This is a genomic window from Inquilinus limosus, from assembly GCF_051487185.1.
GTDB classification, from domain to species: Bacteria; Pseudomonadota; Alphaproteobacteria; order DSM-16000; family Inquilinaceae; genus Inquilinus; species Inquilinus limosus_F.
The window spans coordinates 196722-218091 of record NZ_JAHVDK010000006.1; the positions used below are offsets into that span (position 1 = coordinate 196722).

General features: G+C 69.0%; 19 protein-coding genes. 14 read left to right on the top strand and 5 right to left on the bottom strand.

Translation table 11 applies throughout. The annotated features are described in order from the left end of the window. Positions 1-89 precede the first annotated feature (89 nt). Positions 90-371 (bottom strand): hypothetical protein, encoded by a 282-nt coding sequence (locus tag KXR53_RS09135; protein WP_155888732.1) that lies wholly within the window; start codon positions 369-371, stop codon positions 90-92. A gap of 705 nt (positions 372-1076) precedes the next feature. Here KXR53_RS09135 and KXR53_RS09140 point away from each other — a divergent pair. Together KXR53_RS09140 and KXR53_RS09145 are read left to right on the top strand one after the other, a co-directional pair. Then, positions 1077-3557: a calcium-binding protein gene (locus KXR53_RS09140; RefSeq protein ID WP_437374809.1), complete on the top strand. Its 2481-nt coding sequence runs from the start codon at positions 1077-1079 to the stop codon at positions 3555-3557. 176 nt (positions 3558-3733) lie between these two features. Then, on the top strand, positions 3734-4906 hold the full coding sequence (locus KXR53_RS09145) for an isovaleryl-CoA dehydrogenase (protein WP_437374810.1): 1173 nt from the start codon (positions 3734-3736) through the stop codon (positions 4904-4906). A gap of 23 nt (positions 4907-4929) precedes the next feature. Here KXR53_RS09145 and KXR53_RS09150 read toward each other — a convergent pair whose 3' ends face one another. Next, positions 4930-5370, bottom strand: coding sequence for a cupin domain-containing protein (locus KXR53_RS09150; protein ID WP_437374811.1), 441 nt, complete (start codon positions 5368-5370; stop codon positions 4930-4932). Between the two features lie 280 nt (positions 5371-5650). On the opposite strand from KXR53_RS09150, the gene KXR53_RS09155 reads away from it, so the two are divergent. The 10 genes from KXR53_RS09155 to KXR53_RS09200 all read left to right on the top strand — a co-directional run bounded on the left by KXR53_RS09155 (position 5651) and on the right by KXR53_RS09200 (position 15931). Beyond that, complete coding sequence (locus KXR53_RS09155; protein ID WP_437374812.1) at positions 5651-6070, top strand: hypothetical protein; 420 nt, start codon at positions 5651-5653, stop codon at positions 6068-6070. Positions 6071-6376: 306 nt separating this feature from the next. Continuing rightward, entirely contained in the window at positions 6377-7618 is a 1242-nt protein-coding gene (proV, locus tag KXR53_RS09160) for a glycine betaine/L-proline ABC transporter ATP-binding protein ProV (protein ID WP_437374813.1), read from the top strand. Between the two features lie 3 nt (positions 7619-7621). Then, a complete protein-coding gene (locus tag KXR53_RS09165; protein ID WP_437374814.1) occupies positions 7622-8533 on the top strand; it encodes an ABC transporter permease in 912 nt (303 codons plus the stop codon). A gap of 62 nt (positions 8534-8595) precedes the next feature. Then, complete coding sequence (locus KXR53_RS09170; RefSeq protein WP_437374815.1) at positions 8596-9474, top strand: glycine betaine ABC transporter substrate-binding protein; 879 nt, start codon at positions 8596-8598, stop codon at positions 9472-9474. Between the two features lie 234 nt (positions 9475-9708). After that, positions 9709-10428, top strand: coding sequence for a hypothetical protein (locus tag KXR53_RS09175; protein ID WP_437374816.1), 720 nt, complete (start codon positions 9709-9711; stop codon positions 10426-10428). 192 nt (positions 10429-10620) lie between these two features. Further along, positions 10621-11613 (top strand): BMP family protein, encoded by a 993-nt coding sequence (locus tag KXR53_RS09180; protein WP_437374817.1) that lies wholly within the window; start codon positions 10621-10623, stop codon positions 11611-11613. Then, positions 11610-13184, top strand: a complete 1575-nt coding sequence (locus KXR53_RS09185) for an ABC transporter ATP-binding protein (RefSeq protein WP_437374818.1) — start codon at positions 11610-11612, stop codon at positions 13182-13184. The genes KXR53_RS09180 and KXR53_RS09185 overlap by 4 nt, the downstream gene beginning before the upstream one ends. Continuing rightward, entirely contained in the window at positions 13174-14223 is a 1050-nt protein-coding gene (locus KXR53_RS09190; RefSeq protein ID WP_437374819.1) for an ABC transporter permease, read from the top strand. The genes KXR53_RS09185 and KXR53_RS09190 overlap by 11 nt, the downstream gene beginning before the upstream one ends. Beyond that, positions 14220-15164 (top strand): ABC transporter permease, encoded by a 945-nt coding sequence (locus KXR53_RS09195; protein ID WP_437374820.1) that lies wholly within the window; start codon positions 14220-14222, stop codon positions 15162-15164. The genes KXR53_RS09190 and KXR53_RS09195 overlap by 4 nt, the downstream gene beginning before the upstream one ends. Before the next feature lie 65 nt (positions 15165-15229). After that, a complete protein-coding gene (locus KXR53_RS09200) occupies positions 15230-15931 on the top strand; it encodes a hypothetical protein (protein ID WP_437374821.1) in 702 nt (233 codons plus the stop codon). A 9-nt stretch (positions 15932-15940) separates the two neighbouring features. On the opposite strand, the gene KXR53_RS09205 is transcribed toward KXR53_RS09200, so the two are convergent. After that, complete coding sequence (locus KXR53_RS09205) at positions 15941-17710, bottom strand: acyl-CoA dehydrogenase (RefSeq protein WP_437374822.1); 1770 nt, start codon at positions 17708-17710, stop codon at positions 15941-15943. After that, positions 17707-18609: a dienelactone hydrolase family protein gene (locus tag KXR53_RS09210; protein WP_437374870.1), complete on the bottom strand. Its 903-nt coding sequence runs from the start codon at positions 18607-18609 to the stop codon at positions 17707-17709. The genes KXR53_RS09205 and KXR53_RS09210 overlap by 4 nt, the downstream gene beginning before the upstream one ends. Before the next feature lie 119 nt (positions 18610-18728). On the opposite strand from KXR53_RS09210, the gene KXR53_RS09215 reads away from it, so the two are divergent. Then, complete coding sequence (locus tag KXR53_RS09215) at positions 18729-19943, top strand: OpgC family protein (protein ID WP_437374823.1); 1215 nt, start codon at positions 18729-18731, stop codon at positions 19941-19943. 306 nt (positions 19944-20249) lie between these two features. Continuing rightward, positions 20250-20534, top strand: a complete 285-nt coding sequence (locus KXR53_RS09220; protein WP_437374824.1) for a hypothetical protein — start codon at positions 20250-20252, stop codon at positions 20532-20534. A 39-nt stretch (positions 20535-20573) separates the two neighbouring features. On the opposite strand, the gene KXR53_RS09225 is transcribed toward KXR53_RS09220, so the two are convergent. Next, the gene (locus KXR53_RS09225; protein ID WP_437374825.1) at positions 20574-21281 is read right to left on the bottom strand and encodes a DUF899 family protein; all 708 of its coding nucleotides are present in this window, start codon (positions 21279-21281) and stop codon (positions 20574-20576) included. Positions 21282-21370: the final 89 nt, after the last annotated feature.

Consider the following 21370-nt stretch of genomic DNA (forward strand, 5'->3'; position numbering starts at 1 on the left):
GGCTTGACCCGGGCATCCAGACGGCGTCGACACCCTCTGATTGCCGGGTCAAGCCCGGCAATGACAGAACAGAAAGAAGCTCTTTGACCTCAAGCCGTGCCGGAGCTCTTGGCCTCGGCGGCGGCGGTGATGACGTTGCGGGCGATGTTCAGCGCCGGGATCTTCAGGTTCTGCCCGCCCGGCACGCCGCGGGTCAGCCGCTCGACCACCGCTTCGACCTTTTCGACGGGAATCGACTCGACGCCCGGCAGCAGCGCCACCACGGCCGCCAGCCCGACCACCTGGCCGAAGCGCAGATCGCTCGCCACCGCCAGCTTCTTCAATGCCTCACGCAGATCGGCTTCGCTAATACCAGTGGATTCAACGCTCAATATGCCCTCCCTCATCGGCTCTGGGGCCACTGCGCAATTGCAGTGCATATCCCGTCATGAATACTCAGGGTTGTACGAGGCGATCCCGGCCGCTGTCCAGCCGTTCTCACGGACCGATGCGATTCTATCCCGCCGGTCGGGGCAATGCGACCGCCAAACGCCGTTCCGGTTGTCGCGGCCCGGACCAATGCTTCGTTCGCTCGTCTCATCTCCGGCCGATCGTTGCCGCAGCCCGCGCTTCGTTCGCGGTCGAGCGCAAGAAATGGCACGAGCAGATCCAGTCTCCGCGGCAGCACCGTCAATCGTCCTTACGACCTCGTTTCGGTGGGCTTCGACCCGGGCGGGCTCTGCGGCTCGGCCGAGCGGCGCGATTCGGAGATGCCGCCGGGCCGGCCTCCGGCCGCCGTTCGATCCTGTCAGATCAAAGGCATGTTCCTTGCAGCAGGTGACCGCATCCGAACTCGCGCATGAAATAATATTGCATTCTGCCAGAAATAAAATAACATTTAACTAGAAACTATGAAACTCATCTGAGTGATTGAATTTATCGAGCGCCAAAGCCATACGTCTATTTCGTCATTGAAAAGTAAAAAACGAGAATTTCTATGGACAGCCCTATCGTTTTTTGCCTGAATGCCGGCTGGCTGGCCCAGTGGGCGGCGGCCGGGCTGTCGGCTTGGCAAGATTTCTTGGAGGAGGGATAACATGGGTCTTCTTGACGGCCTGCTCGGGGACGACGGATTGCTCGGCGGCTTGCTGGGCAATGACGGTCTCCTCGGCGGCCTCCTTGGCAGCGACGGCCTTCTTGGCGGGCTGCTTGGCGATGACGGTCTGCTTGGGAATCTCCTGGGCGATGACGCTCTCAGCGGCGTGATCGGCACGGTGAAGAGCGTCCTGGGCTCCCTGGACGGCCTGGTCTTCGGCGGCTCCGATGCGGAAGGGCTCCTCGGCGGCGTCTTCGGCCTGGTTGACGGGTTGCTCAACGGCCTGCTCGGCGGTGCGCTCGGCGGGGATCTGACCGGCGGTCTGCTCGGCTCGGTCGAGGACCTGCTCGACGGCATCCTGCATGCCGACGTGCTCGGCAGCCTCGTCGGCGGCGTGCTCGAGACCGTGGGCAGCCTGCTCGGCGACATCCTCAGCGGCGACGTGCTGGGCGGCATCCTGAACGCCGATCTCGGCGGCGTCCTGGGCGGCGTGCTCGAGACGGCGAACGGCCTGCTCGGCGGCATCCTGGGCGGCAGCGACCTGCTCGGCGGCCTGCTGGACGGCGACCTGCTCGGCGGCGTGCTCGGAACGGTGGGCGGCCTGCTGAACGGTGTCCTCGGCGGCGACCTGCTGGACGGCGGCCTGCTCGACGGCCTGCTGGGCGGTGATCTGCTGGGCGGCCTGCTCGGGACGGTGAATGGCCTGCTCGGCGGCATCCTCGGCGGCGATCTGCTGGGTGGCGACCTGCTGGGCGGCGATCTGCTGGGTGGCGTGCTCGATCTGGTCGACGGCCTGCTCGGCGGCCTGACCGGCGGCGACGATCTGCTCGGCGGCCTGCTGGGTGGCCTCCTCGGCGGCGACGATCTGCTCGGCGGCCTGATCGGGGCGGTCGAGGGCATCGTCACTGGCCTGCTCGGCGGCGACCTGCTGGGCGGTGACCTGGTCGGCGGCCTGCTCGGCTCGGTCGGCGATCTGCTGAACGGCCTGCTGGGTGGCGACATCCTGGGCGGCGTCCTCGACGGCGACCTGCTGGGCGGTCTGCTCGGCACCGTCACCGGCCTGCTCGACGGCGTCCTCGGCGGCGACCTGCTGGGCGGCGACCTGCTCGGCGGCATCACCGACACGCTGAACGATCTGCTGGGCGGCGTCCTCGGCGGCGACGACCTGCTGGGCGGCGTCCTCGGCACCGTCACCGGCCTGCTCGATGGCCTGCTCGGCGGCGACCTGCTCGGCGGCGACCTGCTGGGCGGCCTGCTCGGCACCGTCACCGGCCTGCTCGACGGCCTGCTGGGCGGCGACATCCTGGGCGGCACGCTCGGCGGCGTCGACCTCGGCAATCTCGGCGGGACTGTCGAGGCCATCCTCGGCGGCGTCCTGGCGACGGTCGAGGGCGTGCTCGGCGGCCTGCTGGGTGGCGACGGTCTCGGCGGCATCATCGACCTCGACGGCATCCTGGGCAGCCTGCTCGGCGGCGGCGTCAGCCTGGAGGCTGCGCTCGACGCCGTCCTGTCCTCGCTCGGCGACGCCGTGTTCAGCATCGACATCAGCGGCCTGGGCGCCATCGGTCCGCTCGACGTCGTCACCGGCCTGCTCGGCTCGGTGCTGAACGTCGTCGGCCTGGGCGCCAACTCCCTGGCCAATGTCGTCGGCGATGCGACCGGCTCGGACGACACCGTCAATGGCGGCGCCAACGCCGACATCCTGAACGGCTATCTCGGCGACGACCGGATCCGCGGCAATGCCGGCGATGACCGCATCGACGGCGGCACGGGCAACGACACCGCCTATGGCGATGCCGGCAACGACACCATCACCGGTGGCATCGGCAACGATACCATCGTCGGTGGCGCCGGCGCCGACATCATGATCGGCGGCATCGGCAACGACATCTACTACGTCGACAATTTCGGCGACCGGGCCCAGGAGCTGGCCAATGGCGGGACCGATTGGGTGGTCTCGACCAAGAGCTGGACCCTGGCCGACAACGTCGAGAACCTGATGCTGGCGCAGGGCTCGGGCACCCAGGCGGTCGGTAACGCCGCGGGGAACACCCTCTGGGGCAACGAGACCAACAACGGCATCGCCGGCCTCGCCGGCAATGACGTCATCGACGGCAAGGCGGGCAACGACGTCCTCGACGGCGGGCTGGGGACCGACACCCTGACCGGCGGCGCGGGCGCCGACAGCTTCCGGTTCCAGTCGTTCGCGCACACCACGGTCGGCGCCGGCCGGGACGTGATCCTCGACTTCAACCACAGCCAGGGCGACAAGATCGACCTGCACTTCATCGACGCCAGCACCAAGGTCGCCGGTGACCAGGCCTTCACCTTCATCGGGTCGGCCAACTTCACCGGCGTGGCCGGGCAGCTGCACTTCCAGGGCGGGATCCTGAGCGGCGATCTCAACGGCGACGGCCGTGCCGACTTCGAGATCCAGGTCAAGGGTGCGGCCTCGCTGGTCGTGTCCGACTTCGTGCTCTGATCGGCTTCGGCCGGTTGGGGGGATCGGCCCGGACGCTTGGCCCACGGGCGTCCGGGACTCCGATCCGCCACTGAGGGCAGCCGCGCGATGTCTCGGCATCGCGCGGCTTTTCTTTTGCGGCGACGGCTTTGCTACAGTGCGGCCAAACACCGCTGCGACTGGGAGCGACGCCCGCCATGATCCCCAATGAGCCGCAAGGCCTCGATTTCATGCTCGGCGACACCGCCGACATGCTGCGCGATTCGGTGCGCGGCTTCGCCGAGGCGGAGATCGCGCCGCGCGCCGCCGCGATCGACCGCGACAACGCGTTCCCGATGGACCTCTGGCGGAAGATGGGCGACCTCGGGGTCCTCGGCGTGACGGTCGAGGAGGAGTATGGCGGCGCCGGCATGGGCTATCTCGAGCACATGGTGGCGATGGAGGAGATCTCCCGCGCCTCCGCTTCCGTCGGCCTGTCCTACGGCGCCCATTCCAATCTCTGCGTCAACCAGATCCGGCTGAACGGCACCGAGGAGCAGAAGCGCCGCTATCTGCCGAAGCTGATCGCGGGCGAGCATGTCGGCGCGCTGGCGATGTCGGAGCCGGGGGCCGGCTCCGACGTCGTCGGCATGAAGCTGCGGGCGGAGAAGAAGGGCGACCGCTACGTCCTGAACGGCAACAAGATGTGGATCACCAACGGGCCGGACGCCGACACGCTGGTGGTCTACGCCAAGACCGACCCGGGGGCGGGGCCGCGCGGCATCACCGCCTTCCTGGTCGAGAAGGGCTTCAAGGGCTTCTCCACCGCGCAGAAGCTCGACAAGCTCGGCATGCGCGGCTCCAACACCTGCGAGCTGGTGTTCCAGGATTGCGAGGTGCCGGAGGAGAACGTGCTCGGCCGGGTCGACGAGGGCGTGCGGGTGCTGATGAGCGGCCTGGACTACGAGCGCGCGGTGTTGTCGGCGGGCCCGCTCGGCATCATGCAGGCCTGTCTCGACATCGTCCTGCCCTATGTCCGCGACCGCCGGCAGTTCGGCCGGCCGATCGGCGAGTTCCAGCTGATGCAGGCCAAGGTCGCCGACATGTATGTCGCGCTGAATGCCAGCCGCGCCTATGTCTATGCGGTCGGCCGCGCCTGCGACCAGGGCCGGGTGACGCGGCAGGACGCGGCCGGCGCCATCCTCTACGCCGCCGAGAAGGCGACCTGGATGGCGCTGCAGGCGATCCAGGCGCTCGGCGGCTATGGCTACATCAACGAATTCGCCACCGGCCGCTTGCTGCGCGACGCCAAGCTCTACGAGATCGGCGCCGGCACCTCCGAGATCCGGCGCATGCTGATCGGCCGCGAGCTGATCGGGCTGAAGGGGTAGAGCTGAGCCGGCCGCCTGCCGACTTACTTGTCGTAGGTCGTCAGCGTGGCGCCCGTGTCGCCGACCGCGACCACCACCAGCCGCGCCGGCTCGGTCGCGCTGGCGTTCTCGCTGACCGGGTGGGCGGAGCCGGGCGGCTCGACCCAGAACTGGCCGGCGCGGAACACCTCGGTCTTGCCGCCATTGACCTGCGACCGGATGGCGCCCGACACGACATAGGCGAACAGCGTCGCGGAGGCATGGTGGTGATGCGCCGGCGAGGTGCCGCCGGGCGCGTAGTCGACGGTCAGAGCGGTCAGCGACTTGCCCGGGATGTTGGCCAGTGCCTGCGCTGTCAGCGGCGTGACCGTGTCACCCTGTCCCGCCGCCCGGGCCGCCGTCCAGGCCTGGCCGCCCGCGAAGCCGAGGGCCAGGGTTCCGGCCAGGACCGCCGCCGCGGCGATCTTCCTGGAAACGTAGGTCATGTTGCTTCTCCATCTCGGCGGCCGATCGTATTCGGAGCCGCTCCGGAGACAGGACGAGGCAGCCGCTACGGATGTGACGGCCGCTTGTCGATGAACTAGACTGGCGGTATCGCGAAGATGCGCTCGTCCAGGCGGCGCGCGGCGTCGTCGGCATTGTTCTCGCAAATGTCCCGCATGTCGCTGACGAGCTTCATACCCTTCCCCGTGCCGCACGTGTGGGGGGCGATGAAGGTCGTCTCATCGCGGACGTCGAGTTGCTACAGATGGAGAGAACGAGACAGTGACGGCTGATCTGCACATCGACCGCTTCAATACTATCGCACTAAAGATCTTCGCATTGCTGTATGCGGCCTTCCCCAATCCGATCGACATTGATCTTGATGATGTCGGGCTTCTTGACGACGAAGAGTCGCCGCGAACGGAACTGGCATACAACACAATCTTCTGGCTTGAGCAGAGCGGCTTGCTGACTGTCGCGAATTACTACAACGACCGCCCGAAGGAGATCACAGAGGCGCTCGAAGTAAGACTATCCGTCCAAGGACTTGCCGCACTGCAAAAGGTCCCGAACTCTGCCCAGCCTGGCAGGACGCTCGGCGAGCAGATCGTCGATGTCACGAAGGCCGGCAGCCGCGATGCTCTGCAGGATACAGTTTCCGGCTTGGTGAGCGGCGTTCTGGCCGGCTTCAGGATCGGATAGCCCGGCATTCCACCCCAGCGCCCAAACCTCCGCTGGGCGCTGGGCCTGCACGGCCACCTCCATCCCGATTGGTCAAATCCGTCCGCGCCGCGTATTTGCGGACTTCTGGTTGTTGAGGTTCGGACGCTCTTCGTCTTTGGGCAGCAATTCTGTCGGCAAGTTGCGAAAATAATTAGTATTCATTTCGGAATGGAGCTCGGTGGAATTCAAGGTTCCTAAATAGATATTTTCAAAGTTAAAAGAATTCTGATAGGCGGGTTGCGTTTTCCCGGATGATGCTTTACGAACCCCAGCATGATCGATGGAATGACTGAGTCGGGCGCCGCCGTCGCCGAGGGCGGCGCCATGCCTGATGCTGTGCCGAAGATTACGCTCGAGGGCGTCTACAAGATCTTCGGGTCGCGTGTCGCCGAGGCGATCCCCCTGGTCGAGGCGGGTCGGGACAAGAGCGAGATCCGCAGCCGGACGGGCTGCACCGTCGGGGTGAACGACGCCCGCTTCGAGATCCGTGACGGCGAGATCTTCGTCGTCATGGGCCTGTCCGGATCCGGCAAGTCGACCCTGCTGCGCCTGATCAACCGCCTGATCGAGCCGACGATCGGCCGCATCGTGATCGACGGTCAGGATGTGACGCAGATGTCGAAGCGCGACCTCATCGCGCTGCGGCGTCGCGACATGAGCATGGTGTTCCAGACCTTCGCCCTGCTGCCCAAGCGCACTGTGCTGGACAACACCGCCTTCGGCCTCGAGGTGGCCGGCGTCGGCGAGGCGGAGCGGCATCGAAAGGCGAGGGAAGCGCTGGCCGCGGTCGGACTGGACCGCTATGCCGACAGCCTGCCATCCGAGCTGTCGGGCGGGATGAAGCAGCGCGTCGGGCTGGCCCGGGCGCTGGCCTCCGAACCCACCATCCTGCTCATGGACGAGGCCTTCTCCGCTCTCGACCCGCTGATCCGGGCCGAGATGCAGGACGAACTGCTGCGCCTGCAGGCCGAGCATTCCCGGACGATCGTCTTCGTCAGCCACGACCTGGACGAGGCGATGCGGATCGGCGACCGGATCGCGATCATGCAGGATGGCGTGGTGGTGCAGGTCGGCACGCCGGAAGAGATCGTCATGAAGCCCGCCAACGACTATGTGCGGTCGTTCTTCCGCGGCGTCGACGTGACCCAGGTCTTCACCGCGGGCGACATCGCACGGCAGACCCAGATCACCCTGATCGAGCGGCCGGGAGTGAACGTGAACGCGGCGCTGGAGCGGCTGCGACGGCACGATCGGGAGATCGCCGTCGTGACCGACCGGGCCAAGCGCTACCAGGGGATGGTGAGCGTCGAATCGCTGACCGCGGCCCTGCGCCGCGACGCCAGGGACCCCTGTCATGGCGCTTTCCTGCCCGACGTCGCCCCGATCGCGCCGGATGTGCCGCTGACCCAGGTGCTGGGCCGCGTCGCGGAGAGCCGGTGGCCGGTGCCCGTGGTCGGGGAGGGCGGGCGCTATCACGGCGCCATCACGAAGGCCACCCTGCTGATGGCCCTGGACCGGACGAGCTGAGCCATGGAATTCGATCTGGGAATCGACGACGTCGCCAACACCGCCGTCGACTACGTGCTGGACCATTTCGCGCCGGCGCTGGACGTCATCTCCGCCGCCATCGGGTTCGTCGCGGACAGCATCAAGGCGGCGCTGCTGGTCCTGCCCCCCGAGATGGGGGCTCTGATCATCGTGCTGCTGGCCCTCTGGCGCGTCGGCTGGCGCTTCGCCGTGTTCGCCGCGGCGGCGCTGGCCGTGATCATGGGCATGGGGCTGTGGAAGTCGACGATGGAGACCCTGTCGCTGGTGCTCGCGGCGACGGCCTTCGCCGTGACGGTCGGCATCCCGCTCGGCATCGCCATGGCGCGCAGCAACCTTGTTCGGGCAGCGGCGCGGCCGGTGCTCGATCTGATGCAGACCATGCCGGCCTTCGTCTATCTGATCCCGGCCGCCATGTTCTTCGGCCTGGGCGCCGTGCCGGGCACGATCGCCACCGTGATCTTCTCGATGCCGCCGGTGGTGCGGCTGACCGATCTCGGCATCCGGCAGGTTGACCAGGAATTCATCGAGGCGGGCCTGGCCTTCGGCTGCACGGACCGGCAGTTGCTGTTCAAGGTGCAGATCCCGAATGCCCTGCCGTCGATCATGGCCGGCGTCAACCAGACGGTGATGCTGGCGCTGTCCATGGTGGTGATCGCCTCGATGATCGGCGCCGGCGGGCTGGGCAACACCGTCCTGACCGGCATCCAGCGACTCGATGTCGGGCTGGGCTTCGAGGGCGGCATCGCCGTGGTCGCCCTGGCCGTCATCCTGGACCGCATCACCCAGAGCGTCGGCGGCCCGAAAGCCTCCAGCGGCCTGCGGGCACTCTTCAGCCGCAGCCGCCGGGCGCCGGCCGAAGGCGGCGGCACCGCGGCGCCGTCCGTGGGCCGCTGACGGCCCGGCTGTCCCCCCGGCTGTTCCGACGACCGAACCACCCCAGAGAACAAGGAGATATCATGCTGAAGGCATTCGCGAGACTGGCCCTGGCGGCGGCGTTGACCGCCGGCCTCGGCCTCCCGGCGAACGCCCAGGACCAGACTCCGATCAAGATCGGCTGGACGGCCTGGTCCGATGCGGAGTTCGTCACCAAGCTGGCCCAGAAGCTGATCACCGACAACTACAAGACGCCCGTGGAGCTGGTGCAGACCGATATCGCGCCGCAATACCAGGGCGTGGCCAAGGGCGACATCGACGTCATGATGATGGCGTGGCTGCCGCAGACCCATGCCGACTACTTCAAGCGCGTGGGCGAGGACGTGGTCATGCTCGGCGTCCTCTACACCGACGCCAAGCTCGGCTGGGTGGTGCCGTCCTACGTGCCCGAGGATCAGGTCGCCTCGATCGCCGACCTCGCCAAGGACGACGTGCAGGAGAAGCTGGCCGGCAAGATCCAGGGCATCGATCCCGGCGCCGGTCTGATGCGGCTGTCGGAGGAGGCGATCGACACCTACGGCCTCGACTACGAGCTGGTCTCGGCCAGCGATGCGGCGATGGTTGCGGCGCTCGACCGTGCGATCCGCCGGAAGGAGTGGATCGTCGTGACCGGCTGGAGCCCGCACTGGATGTTCGGCAAGTATGATCTGCGCTATCTGGACGATCCGGAAGGCGCGATGGGCGGGGTCGAGCGGATCTACGTCCTCTCGCGCAAGGGCTTCCAGGCCGACCATCCCGAAGTGGCGGAGTTCCTGATGCGCATGCACCTGCCGCTGAAGGAGCTGGAGGCGGCGATGGCCGACGCCCAGGACACCTCCTACGAGCAGGCGGTCGAGAAGTACATCGCCGATCACCCGGCGCGGGTGAAGTACTGGCTGACCGGCGAGATCGGCGGCGCCTGAGGCTCCCCAATCCGCGTGCGACGCGCCCCGGGAGCCCTCCCCGGGGCCGTCCGTTCGGATACGCCGAACCTGTGGATGGCACGGACGGTTCGCGGTGGCGCCATCCCGAGGCTCCCCGACGGCAGACAGACCCGGGAGCGACCGGACTCATACGGCGATCTCCATCGCTTTCCGGCCGATCACAGCACATCCTGCCTATTGCTTAACTCAGAATGCATGTTCATGATATGTTCCATGGACATGGCGCAGACCGATGGCGAGGCGGGCGAGGCCCGGCCGTCCGATCCGGACCTGAACTGGACGGGATGGGCGCTGGACAAGCTGCGCGAGGTGGTCGAGATCGACATCCGCAGCAAGCGGCTGATCGAGCGGCAGCAGCAGGCGACGCTGGCGGGGTCGGAGGAGCCGCCGGATTTCGCGCTGATGCAGTCGCGCCTGTCCCGCTCGATCCGGCTGTCGATCGCGATGGCCGAGCGGATCCGCGGCGACTACCTGCACCGCCGGGCCGAGGCCGAGGAGTCGGGGGCGCTGGCGCGCCGCCGCCGGCGGCGGGAGCAGGCCGTCAAGGCCGTGATCGAGGCGGTCGCGGCCGCCGAGGCCACGGTGCCCCCGGAGGCCGGCGAGACCGCCGAGGACCCGGACATCGAGGATCTGAAGGCCGCGGTGTGGGAGAGGCTGACCGAGGACGAGGTGCTGGACGTCCGGATCGACACCCTGCCGGCGGATGAGTTCGTGCGGGAGGTCTGCCGCTGGCTGGGCCGTCGGCTGGATCCGAGCCGGCTGCCGCAAGGCTGGGACGACGTCGCCGGGGCCAACGACAACGCCGGCTCGCCCGGCGCGAGCTCGGACAGCGCCGCTGTTGACCCGGAGACCAGAGGCGGCTGGCCTGAACAGCCGGACGAGGCCGAAGTCGGCCACCCACCGACCAGGCTCCCGAAGCCGGACAGCAGCTGAGTACTGGTGCGGATCACATTCAGCCATTCCACTCTGCCCAGCCTTCCATTCTCACCCTCTCCTTGCGGGAGGGGGGCTGCGCGCGTTCGCGCGCGAATGAGCGGCCCCGGTCTGCTCTCCGGCCTGTTGCGCCGCGCGCCGCTTTCTGCACACTTGACCGGCTGGTCAAAATCAGAAGAGCAGGGGGAGTTCATGCTGGGACAATGGAGTCGCCGGGCGCTGCTCGGCGCGGCGGCGGCGATGCTGGGCGCGGCGGCATTGCCGCAGGCTCAGGCGGCGGAGAAGCTGCCGGTCGCGGCGATCTACACCGTGCCGGTCGAGCAGCAATGGGTCAGCCGCATCCACAAGGCGCTGAAGGCGGCGCAGGAGCGGGGCGAGATCGACTATGTCTATTCCGAGAACGTCGCCAACACCGACTATGAGCGGGTGATGCGCGAATACGCCGAGGGTGGCAAGAAGCTGATCATCGGCGAGGCCTTCGGGGTCGAGCGCGGGGCGCGGGCGGTGGCCAAGGACTATCCCGACACCGCCTTCCTGATGGGGTCCAGCCTGCCGCCGGCCGAGCCGAACTTCTCGGTCTTCGACAACTACATCCAGGACGCCTCCTACCTCACCGGCATGGTCGCCGGGCTGAAGACCAAATCGAACAAGATCGGCATGGTCGGCGGCTACCCGATCCCGGAGGTCAACCGGCTGATGCACGCCTTCATGGCCGGGGCGCTGGAGGTCAACCCGCAGGTCAAGTTCTCGATCACCTTCATCGGCTCCTGGTACGACCCGCCCAAGGCCAAGGAGGCGGCCTTCGCCATGATCGACGCCGGCGCCGACGTGCTCTATGCCGAGCGCTACGGCGTCTCCGACGCGGCGAAGGAGCGCAAGGTGCTGGCCATCGGCAACGTCATCGACACCCAGTCGGAATATCCCGGCACGGTGGTGGCGAGCGCGCTGTGGCACATGGAGCCGACCATCGACCGCGCCCTCAAGGCGGTGGCGGATGGCAGCTTCAAGGCCGAGGATTACGGCCCCTACAGCGCGATGAAGGCGGGCGGGGCCTCGCTGGCCCCGCTCGACCCGAAGCTGGTCGACCAGGCGATCATCGACCGGGTGACCGCCCGGCAGAAGGAGATCGAGAGCGGCGCCTTCACGGTCAAGGTCGACGACAGCGAGCCCAAGCCGACGCTGTGACGGCCGAACCTCCAGGGGCCGACCCGTCCGATGCCGCGCCGGTCCTGCGCCTGCGCGGCATCACCAAGCGTTTCGGCGATCTCCTCGCCAATGACGGCATCGACCTCGACCTCGCCCGCGGCGAGGTGCTGGCGCTGCTCGGCGAGAACGGCGCCGGCAAGACCACGCTGATGAACGTCCTGTTCGGCCATTACGTGGCCGACGCCGGGACGGTCGAGGTGGCGGGGCCGGATGACGCGCTGCTTCCGCTGCGCCCAGGGTCGCCGCAGGCGGCGCTCGCGGCCGGCATCGGCATGGTGCACCAGCACTTCACCCTGGCCGACAATCTCAGCGTCTTCGACAACATCGTCCTCGGCTCGCAGCCGCTGTGGCGGCCCGCCCTGCGGCGGCGCGAGGCGCGGGCGAAGCTGGCGGCGCTGATCGAGGCCTCGGGCCTCGTGGTGCTGCTCGATGCGATGGTGTCGAGCCTCTCGGTCGGCGAGCGGCAGCGGGTCGAGATCCTGAAGGCGCTCTACCGCGACGCCCGCATCCTCATTCTCGACGAGCCGACGGCGGTGCTGACGCCGCAGGAGGCCGACGGCCTGTTCGCGGTGCTGCGCCGGCTGGCGGGGCAGGGGCTGGCCATCGTCTTCATCTCGCACAAGCTGGCCGAGGTGCTGGCGATCAGCCGCCGCGTGGTGGTGCTGCGGTCCGGCCGGGTGGCGGCGGAGCTGGCGACCGCGGGGGCCGATCGCGCCGCCCTGGCCGAAGCCATGGTCGGCCGCCCGATCCCCGAGACTCGGAAGCGTCCGGCCGAGCCCGGCGCCCCGGTGCTGGCGCTGACGGGCGTGACCCTGCACGGATCCGACGGCCGGCCCAGGCTCGACGGCGTGTCGCTCGCGCTGCGCGGCGGCGAGGTGCTGGGCATCGCCGGCGTCTCCGGCAACGGCCAGGCGGCGCTGGCCGAGTTGGTCTCGGGCCTGGCCCGGCCGGAAGCCGGCCAGGTGACTTTGTTCGACCGTCCGGCGCCCGTGGGGTCACCCGCGGCGATGGTCGCGGCCGGAGTCGGCCGGATCCCGGAGGACCGCCACCGCGACGGCGTGGTCGGCGACATGGCGCTGTGGGAGAATCTGACGCTGGAGGATTACCGCGGCCCCGAAGCGCAGCGCCGCGGCTTCCTGCGCCGCGCCGTCCTGCGCGACCGCGCGCGGCGGCTGATCGGCGCCTATGACGTGCGCTGCCCGGGGCCGGAGGCGCGCACCCGGCTGCTCTCCGGCGGCAATATGCAGAAGCTGATCCTCGGCCGGGTGCTGGAGCGGTCGCCGGGCCTGGTCCTGGCCAGCCAGCCGACCCGCGGCCTCGACATCGGCGCGGTGGCGGAGATCCACGGCCGGCTGCTCGCCGCGCGCGACCGCGGCGCCGGGGTGCTGCTGATCTCGGAGGATCTCGACGAATTGTTCGCCCTGTCCGACCGCATCGCCGTGCTCTATCGCGGCCGCCTGACCCCACCCTGGCCGGCGGGGCAGCTCACCGTCCGCGCCCTCGGCCTGATGATGGCGGGGCAGGAGCCGGAACTCGTACATGCGTCTTGAGCCCCGCGACCGCGCCTCGCCGCTGCTGATGCTCGGCGCCTCGGCCGGCGCCGCCGTGCTGGCGCTGCTGCTCTGCGCCATCCCGCTGCTCTGGGCCGGCGCGCCGGTGCTGCAGGCCTACGGGGTGATGGCGCAGGGCGCCTTCGGCTCCCGCTTCGCCATCGCCGAGACCCTGTCCCGCGCCACGCCGCTGGTGCTGACCGGCCTCGCCGCCACCGTCGCCTTCCGGGCGAAGCTGTGGAATATCGGGGCGGAGGGGCAGCTCTATCTCGGCGCGCTGGCGGCGACGGCGCTCGGCTCCGGCGCGCTCGATTGGCCGGGCTGGGCGCTGCTGCCGCTGATCCTCGCCGCCGGCGCGCTGGCCGGGGGGCTGTGGATGCTGGGCCCGACCGTTCTCAAGACCCGGTTCGGCGTCGACGAGGTGGTGACGACGCTGCTGCTCAACTTCGTCGTGCTGCTCTTCGTCTCGATGATGCTGGAAGGGCCGATGAAGGACCCGATGGGCATGGGCTGGCCGCAATCGGCGCCCATCCTCGACGACGCCACTCTGCCGAAGCTGGTGCCGCGCACCCGCATCCATGCCGGCCTCCTGATCGCCGTCGCCGCCGCGGTCCTGGTCTGGCTGATGACGACGCGCACGGTCTGGGGCTTCGAGATGCGGGCGACCGGCGCCAACCCGGCCGCGGCGCGCTTCGCCGGCATGCCGGTCGGCGGGGTGATGCTGCGCGTCGGCCTGATCTCCGGCGCCCTCGCCGGCCTGGCCGGGGTGGGGGAGGTGGCGGGGCTGAAGGGCTATCTGACCCAGGACCTTTCGCCCGGCTATGGCTATGCCGGCATCGTGGTCGCCATGCTGGCGCAGCTGCACGCGCTCGGCGTGCTGCTGGCGGCGCTGTTCGTGGCCGCGGTCTTCGTCGGCGCCGACAGCATGAGCCGGGCGATCGGCGTCTCCAGCTATATCGCCAACCTGGTGGTCGCCACCTCGCTGCTGACGGTGCTGCTGTCCAGCATCGTCCTGCGCTACCGGGTGAGGTGGCGATGAGCGAGATTCTCGACATCCTCCTCGCCGCCAGCTTCTGGGCGGCGGCGCTCAGGATCGCCACACCGCTGGTGTTCGGCACGCTGGGCGAGCTGATCTGCGAGCGCGCCGGGGTGCTGAACCTCGGCATCGAGGGCATCTTCACCGCCGGCGCCATGGCCGGCTGGATGTGGGTCTATCAGGGCGGCGATTTGTGGACCGGTGTGCTGTTCGCGGCCGGGGTGGGCGCCGCCTTCGGCCTGCTGCACGCGCTCCTCACCGTGCCGCTCGGCCTGTCCCAGCACGTCACCGGCATCGGCGTCACGCTGCTCGCCACCAGCCTGTCCTACTTCACCTACCGCATGGTGCTGCCGAACGTCTCGACCCCGCCGCGGATCGAGCCGTTCCAGCCGCTGGCGCTGCCCGGCCTGTCCGACCTGCCCTGGATCGGGCCGGTGCTGTTCCAGCAGACGCCGCTGACCTATCTGGCGCTGGCTGCCGTCGCGGTCACGGTCTGGGTCCTCTCCCGCACCCCGCTCGGCCTGGCTTTGCGCGCGGTCGGCGAGAACCCGGCGGCGGCGGAGGCTCAGGGCGTCGACGTCGTCGCCGTCCGGCTCGGCGCGGTGATGGCCGGATCGGCGCTGATGGCGGTCGGCGGCGCCTTCCTGACCATGTCGGCTTTCAACGCCTTCTTCTTCGAAATGGTGGCCGGGCGCGGCTGGGTCTGCATCGCGCTGGTGGTCTTCGCCTCGTGGCGGCCGGGCAAGGCGCTGCTCGGCGCCCTCCTGTTCGGCGCCTTCGACGCGTTCCAGGTGCGGCTGCAGCAGCTTGCCGGCGGCGTGGTGCCGTATCAGGTCTTCTTGATGCTGCCCTATCTGCTCAGCATCCTCGCCCTGGTCGCGATGTCGCGCCGCGCGGCCGTGCCCAAGGCGCTGATGGTGCCGTACCGGAAGGGCGAGCGTTAGACTGCGGTCCCTGCCCGTGCTAGGGAAGGGCCGTTGCGAGCCGGTCGCAAAGCGGGAGTATGGGAATGAGCGAAGCTCTGCGCCTCTATGTCGGTTACGATTCGCGCGAGGACATCGCGTGGCAGGTCTGCCGCCATTCGGTGCTGAAGCACGCTTCGAAGCCGGTCGAGGTCACGCCGCTGAAGCTGCCGGAGCTGCGGGCGCAGGGGATCTACACCCGGCCGGTCGACACGCTGGGATCGACCGAGTTCACCTTCAGCCGCTTCCTGGTGCCGGCGCTGGCCGGGTACCGGGGCTGGGCCGTGTTCTGCGACTGCGACTTCCTGTGGTTCGGCGACATCGCCGATCTCTTCGCCCAAGCGGAGGACCGCTACGCGGTGATGGTCGTGCAGCACGACTATCAGCCGAAGGAGACGGTCAAGATGGACGGCAAGCCGCAGGCGGCCTATCCACGCAAGAACTGGTCCAGCCTGATGCTGTTCAACTGCGGCCACCCGGCGAACGCCGCACTGACGCCGGAGGTGGTGAACCGCGAGACCGGCGCCTTCCTGCACCGCTTCCAGTGGCTGACCGACGACCAGATCGGCGCGCTCGACACCGGCTGGAACTGGCTCGAAGGCTGGTACCCGAAGCCGGAGAAGGGCCACCCGCAGGCGGTCCACTACACCCGCGGCGGCCCCTGGTTCGAGAACTACCAGGATGTCGACTACGCCCAGGAATGGCGCGACGCTGCGGCGGAGGTCGAGCGGCTGGGCATCCACGCCTGAGGGGGCGGCTCAGGCTGCTCCTTCCACCACGCTCCGCCAGCCCTCGGTGATCGGCAGCAGCAGGGAAGCGGCCTGGGGCAGAAACTGCTCGGCAAAGAAGCAGGCGTGGGTCACCTTGGCCGCGCGCAGGGCGGGATCGCTCTCCTCGGTGAGGGCGGCCAGCATCGCCCGGGCCATCAGCCAGCCGCCGGCCACCAGGCCGAACATGCGCAGATAATGCACCGCGCTGGCGGCCACGGCGGCCGGATTGTCGGGCGCGGTCTCGACCACCCAGTCGGTCGCCGCCATCAGCGCCGCCAGGCTCCCCGCCAGCCGATCGCGGATCGGCACTGCCTCCGGGTGAGCGGCGCCGGCCAACTCTATCAAGGTCGGCGCCATCTCCTCGAACAGCAGCCGGGCGGCGACGCCGCCGTCGCGCGCCACCTTGCGGAACGCCAGGTCGTTGGCCTGGATGCCGTTGGTGCCCTCATAGATCGGCGTGATCCGGGCGTCGCGCAGGAACTGGGCGGCGCCGGTCTCCTCGATATAGCCCATGCCGCCATGCACCTGGATCCCGGTCGAGGCCACCTCGCAGCCGATATCCGTGCTCCAGCCCTTCACCACCGGCGTCAGCAGGTCGACCCGGGCCTGCGCCTTCGCCCGCTCGATCGGGTCGGGGTGGCCGCGGGCGAGGTCCAGCGCGGCGCCTGCGCTGTAGGTCAGGGCCCGCGCCGCCTCGGTCAGGCTGCGCATCGACAGCAGCATGCGGCGGACATCGGGATGGGCCGCGATCGGCGCCGGGCCATCAGACCCGATAGGCTTGCCCTGGATGCGAGTGGCGGCATAGGCCTCGGCCGCCTGGGTGGCGCGCTCGGCGATCGCCACGCCCTGCAGGCCGACAGTCAGCCGGGCGTTGTTCATCATCGTGAACATGTACTCGATGCCGCGGTTCTCCTGCCCGATCAGGAAGCCGGTGGCGCCGCCGTTGTCGCCATAGGCCATGACGCAGGTCGGGCTGGCGTGGATGCCCAGCTTGTGCTCCAGGCTGACGCAGCGCAGGTCGTTGCGGGCGCCGGGACTGCCCTCGGCGTCGGGCAGCAGCTTCGGCACCAGGAACAGGCTGATGCCCTTGATCCCGGCCGGCGCGTCGGGCGTGCGGGCCAGCACGAGATGGACGATGTTCTCGGCCATGTCGTGCTCGCCATAGGTGATGAAGATCTTCTGGCCGGTGATCCGGTAGGTGCCGTCCGGCTGCTTCTCGGCCCGGGTGCGCACCGCGCCGACGTCGGAGCCGGCCTGCGGCTCGGTCAGGTTCATGGTGCCGGTCCAGACGCCGGAGACCAGCTTCGGCAGGTAGATCCGCTTCTGCTCGTCCGAGCCGTGCGCCTGCAGCGCTTCGACCGCGCCCTGGTTCAGCACCGGGCACAGGCCGAAGGCCAGGCTGGCCGACTGCCACATCTCCGACACCGCCATCGCCACCGCCCAGGGCAGGCCCTGGCCGCCCCAGTCCGGCTCGAAGGGCAGGGCGTTCCAGCCGCCGTCGCGGTACCGCGCATAGGCCTCACGGAAGCCGGGGGCGGTGCGCACCACGCCGTTCTCCAGCCGCGCGCCCTCGCGGTCGCCGACGGCGTTCAGGGGCGCGATCATCTCGGCCGCCAGCTTGCCGGCCTCCTCCAGCACCGCCTCGACCAGCTCCGGCGTCGTCTCGCCCTTGCCGGGCAGGGCCGCGATGCGGTCCAGCCCGACCAGATGCCGCAGGACGAAGCGCATGTCGGACAGCGGCGCGGCATAGGCGGTCATCGGGCGGCTCCCTGTTGGTTTCCGTTTACGTAAAGGGGAGATTTCACCGAAGCGGGGGCGGAATCAAGCCCCAGACGCCGGTCGAGGAACCCCAGCGTGCGGCGCTCGGCGTCGTCGACCGGGGTCCAGCTCTGGCTCAGGGCCGGCGGATCGGCGATCGGCAGCGTCCGGTCCAGCCTCGCCGTGGTCGGGGCGGCAAAGTCGAAATTGTGCTTCATGCCGGGATAGACGATCAGGCTGACAGCGGCGCCCTTGGACAGCCAGGTATCGAACAGGGTGTCGCAGGCCGCCGCCGGCGTCACCGTGTCGGCCGACCCGATCAGCACCAGGAGCGGCGTGTCGCCGACCGGCTGGGCGTCGGTCATGTACTGGTCGCAGCGGGGATACAGCGCGACCGCTGCGGCGAAATGCGGCGCGGTCTTGGCGATCAGCGCCTGCCGCATCGTCGCCGCGGCGGCGACGGCGGTGGTCGCTCCTTGGGACCAGCCGAGGACGGCGATCTGTTTGGGATTGATTTCCTTGCGCGTCTGCAGGTATTCCAGGGCTCCGACCGCGTCCTTGACCCGCAGCTCGACCGGGATCGTCGACAGGCCGACCGAGACGATCTCGCGATAGCCGCGCGGGGTATAGCTGTCGATCAGGACCATGGCATAGCCGCTGGCGGCCAGCCGGGTTGCCCAGCGGTCATGCGCCGGGGCGTAACCGCCGGATCCGTGCAGCCCGACCACGGCCGGGAAAGGGCCCGTCCCCCGGGGCAGGAACAGGCGTCCGGTGATCACCTCGCCGGACAGGCTCTTGAACATGACGGTCTCGGCCGGCGCCGTGCCCTGGGCATGCGCGGCCCGGATTAGCGCCGGCGCGGCGGTCAGGAACAGGATGATGATGCACAGGCGAAACATGGCCAATCCGCTCTCCGCCCGGCAGTGTTCCACGACTCGGATTTCTTGGGAACCTCACTTGGAATGAAGCGTTCCCCAATAGCATCGCCTCGTCGGGCCGATGTAGTCGGAGTGATGAAATGACTGCACAGACGCCGGCGCGGGACATTCGGATCGATTTCTTCCGTGGTCTCGCGCTGATCATTATTTTCATCAACCATACGCCCGGGAACATTGTCGGAATGTTCACGCCGCGGACGTATGGGTTGAGCGATGCGGCGGAGATCTTCATCTTCCTGGCCGGCCTGTCCTCGGCGATGGCCTTTGGCCGCAGCTTCGACCGCGCCGGATTCCTGGCCGGATTCGGCCGCGTGGTCCAGCGCGTCTGGCAGCTCTACCGGGCCCATGTCGGCCTGTTCATCGCCATCTGCGGCATCATCGTCGGGGCGAACAGCATCTTCGCCGAGCCGAACTACATCTCGCGGCTGGGCATCGACCGGTTCTTCGACAGCCCGGGCAAGGCGCTGTTCGAGCTGCTGTCGCTGCACTATGTGCCGCATTACTTCGACATCCTGCCGCTCTACATGCTGCTCCTTGCGGCGATCCCGGCGATGGTGCTGCTGTCGCGGATCTCGCCGGTGCTGGTGGTGATCGGTTCGGCCGTGCTCTATGTCGGCGCGGTGGCCGGCGGCTGGAACCTCACGGCCGACAGCACCGACGGCCGCGGCTGGTTCTTCAACCCCTTCGCCTGGCAGGTGCTCTTTGTCGCCGGCTACGGCTACGGCGCCAGCTGGTTCGAGGTGCCGCGGGCGACGCGCGGCCGCATCACCGCGGCGCTGATCTATCTGGTGTTCTGCGCCACGCTGGCGCTGTCGCTGGTGCGGCTGGACGGCGGCCTGTTCGCCGGGATGCGCGATATCCTGGAGCCGCTGGCGCGCAAGACCGATATCGGCCCGCTGCGCCTCTTGCACTTCTTCGCCCTGGCCTATGTCGTGGTGTCGCTGCTGCGCGCCGTGCCGGGCCTGATCTCCCTGCGGGGGGCGGAGCCGGTGGCCCTGATGGGCCGGCACTCGCTGTCGGTCTTCCTGCTCGGCATGGCCCTGTCCTTCGTCGGCGGCATCGTCCTCGACCAGGCGGGCACCGGGATCCTGCCGCATCTCGCGGTCAATGGCGGCGGCATCGCTATGCTCTGGCTGTGGGCCCGCGGCGCCGCCTGGTTCAACGGCCAGCCCTGGAAGCGCCGCGACGCCGCACCGCGGCCGGTTCCGGTCTACCGGATCCGCCCGGCCCGGACGGCGCCGATGCCGGCCCCGGCCATGGTGCGGCTGCGCCTGGCCCCGCGGCGGGCGTTCTAGGGCCGCTGCGACCGTCGGTACGGCCTAGGTTGGGTTCGGCATCGACGAACCCAACCTCCATGTCGCGCCCGATAGTCAAGCGACGGAATTTCTTGTGTTGTCCGTGTATTGAGGCGGAAGGGGCGCGGGATATGGCAGTCATCCGGCGGCCCTGTGGGCAGTTCCAAGGTTCGCCGTGAAGTTGCCATGGAATTGCCTCAATCGGAAAACGGCGTGCCGACAGGAATGGAAGCCGGTCGGCTGGAGATGAGTATGGTTGCCGGTTCGTTGAGGTCTCGCATCTCGCGGGTTGGTATTGTTGGAGTCTTGGTTGCCCTTGCGGCCTGCGGGCCGACCCCGGGCGAGATGCAGCTGAACTACGCCTCGCAGCAATGCGCCTATGGCGACCCGTATGCGTGCGATTCCCTCGGCCCGCTGTCCTATCAGGCCCAGGCGGAGCGGCAGCAGCAGGACACCAACACCGCGCTGGCGGCCGGCCTGCTGGCGGTCGGCGGCATCGCCCTCGGCGCGGCCCTGGCCGATGACGATGACGGCTATCGTCACCACCGCCACTACCGCCGCGGCGGCTGGGGGCGTCGCGGCCACTGGTGAGGCGGGCGCGGCCGGGGCGACCGCGCCCGGCCGCTCCTCTCAGTCGTAGCTCAGCTGCGGATACCAGTCCGTGCCGCGCCCTTCCGGCGTGCAGTCCAGCACCATCCACAGCGGCGCCGGATCGGGGGCACCGCGCGGGTCCTGGCCGGGGTCGGCGGTGGATCCGGTCATCTCGCCCGCCCAGAAGTGGCGGATGGTGCCGTCGCGGCGGGTGAACACGTTGAGCGCCGGGATGTCCGAGCCGTCGGGCGCGACGCCGAAATAGTCGCGCGAATAGGCGCCGTTGACATCGCTGTACAGGCGCAGGCTCCGCCAGCCGCGCTCGCGCTTCCACGCGGCCAGCCGCGCATAGGGCGAGCGGGCGACCACCGCCAGCGAGACGCGCTGGCCGATATCGGCGGCGTTGCCCTCCCAGGCGCCCAGCAGGTTGGTGCACATCGGGCAGGGGCGCTCGCGCTGCGGCCCGAACATGTAGCTGTAGATCACCAGCGTCTGCTTGTCGCCGAACAGCCCGGCGAAGTCGGTGGGGCCCTCCGCGCCCTCGAAGCGGTAGTCGCCGGTCACCGGGCCGCCGGGCGGCAAGGCGCGGCGCTGGGCGGCCACGCGTTCGATATGGCGCCGCAGCTCGATCTCCTCCGCCAGCAGGGCGGTGCGGGCGGCGCGATACTCGGCGCTCTCATTGGGGATCCGGACGGAGTTGGCGCGGGCCAGCTCGGTCGCGGGAACCAGGGTGTCGCTCTTGGCCATCGGGCGGTCCTCCTCATGGGTCGACGCAACTGGTCGACGGCACGGTGTCGGATTCGACAGCGGAGCGAATACTAGCCCAGTCGGAAGGA

Bases quoted from the DNA above. Each gene is read 5' to 3' on its own strand.
- KXR53_RS09140 (WP_437374809.1), top strand. From the start codon at position 1,077: ATGGGTCTTCTTGACGGCCTGCTCGGGGACGACGGATTGCTCGGCGGC.
- KXR53_RS09145 (WP_437374810.1), top strand. From the start codon at position 3,734: ATGATCCCCAATGAGCCGCAAGGCCTCGATTTCATGCTCGGCGACACC.
- KXR53_RS09150 (WP_437374811.1), bottom strand. From the start codon at position 5,370: ATGACCTACGTTTCCAGGAAGATCGCCGCGGCGGCGGTCCTGGCCGGA.
- proV (WP_437374813.1), top strand. From the start codon at position 6,377: ATGACTGAGTCGGGCGCCGCCGTCGCCGAGGGCGGCGCCATGCCTGAT.
- KXR53_RS09165 (WP_437374814.1), top strand. From the start codon at position 7,622: ATGGAATTCGATCTGGGAATCGACGACGTCGCCAACACCGCCGTCGAC.
- KXR53_RS09170 (WP_437374815.1), top strand. From the start codon at position 8,596: ATGCTGAAGGCATTCGCGAGACTGGCCCTGGCGGCGGCGTTGACCGCC.
- KXR53_RS09175 (WP_437374816.1), top strand. From the start codon at position 9,709: ATGGACATGGCGCAGACCGATGGCGAGGCGGGCGAGGCCCGGCCGTCC.
- KXR53_RS09180 (WP_437374817.1), top strand. From the start codon at position 10,621: ATGCTGGGACAATGGAGTCGCCGGGCGCTGCTCGGCGCGGCGGCGGCG.
- KXR53_RS09190 (WP_437374819.1), top strand. From the start codon at position 13,174: ATGCGTCTTGAGCCCCGCGACCGCGCCTCGCCGCTGCTGATGCTCGGC.
- KXR53_RS09195 (WP_437374820.1), top strand. From the start codon at position 14,220: ATGAGCGAGATTCTCGACATCCTCCTCGCCGCCAGCTTCTGGGCGGCG.
- KXR53_RS09200 (WP_437374821.1), top strand. From the start codon at position 15,230: ATGAGCGAAGCTCTGCGCCTCTATGTCGGTTACGATTCGCGCGAGGAC.
- KXR53_RS09205 (WP_437374822.1), bottom strand. From the start codon at position 17,710: ATGACCGCCTATGCCGCGCCGCTGTCCGACATGCGCTTCGTCCTGCGG.
- KXR53_RS09210 (WP_437374870.1), bottom strand. From the start codon at position 18,609: ATGTTTCGCCTGTGCATCATCATCCTGTTCCTGACCGCCGCGCCGGCG.
- KXR53_RS09215 (WP_437374823.1), top strand. From the start codon at position 18,729: ATGACTGCACAGACGCCGGCGCGGGACATTCGGATCGATTTCTTCCGT.
- KXR53_RS09225 (WP_437374825.1), bottom strand. From the start codon at position 21,281: ATGGCCAAGAGCGACACCCTGGTTCCCGCGACCGAGCTGGCCCGCGCC.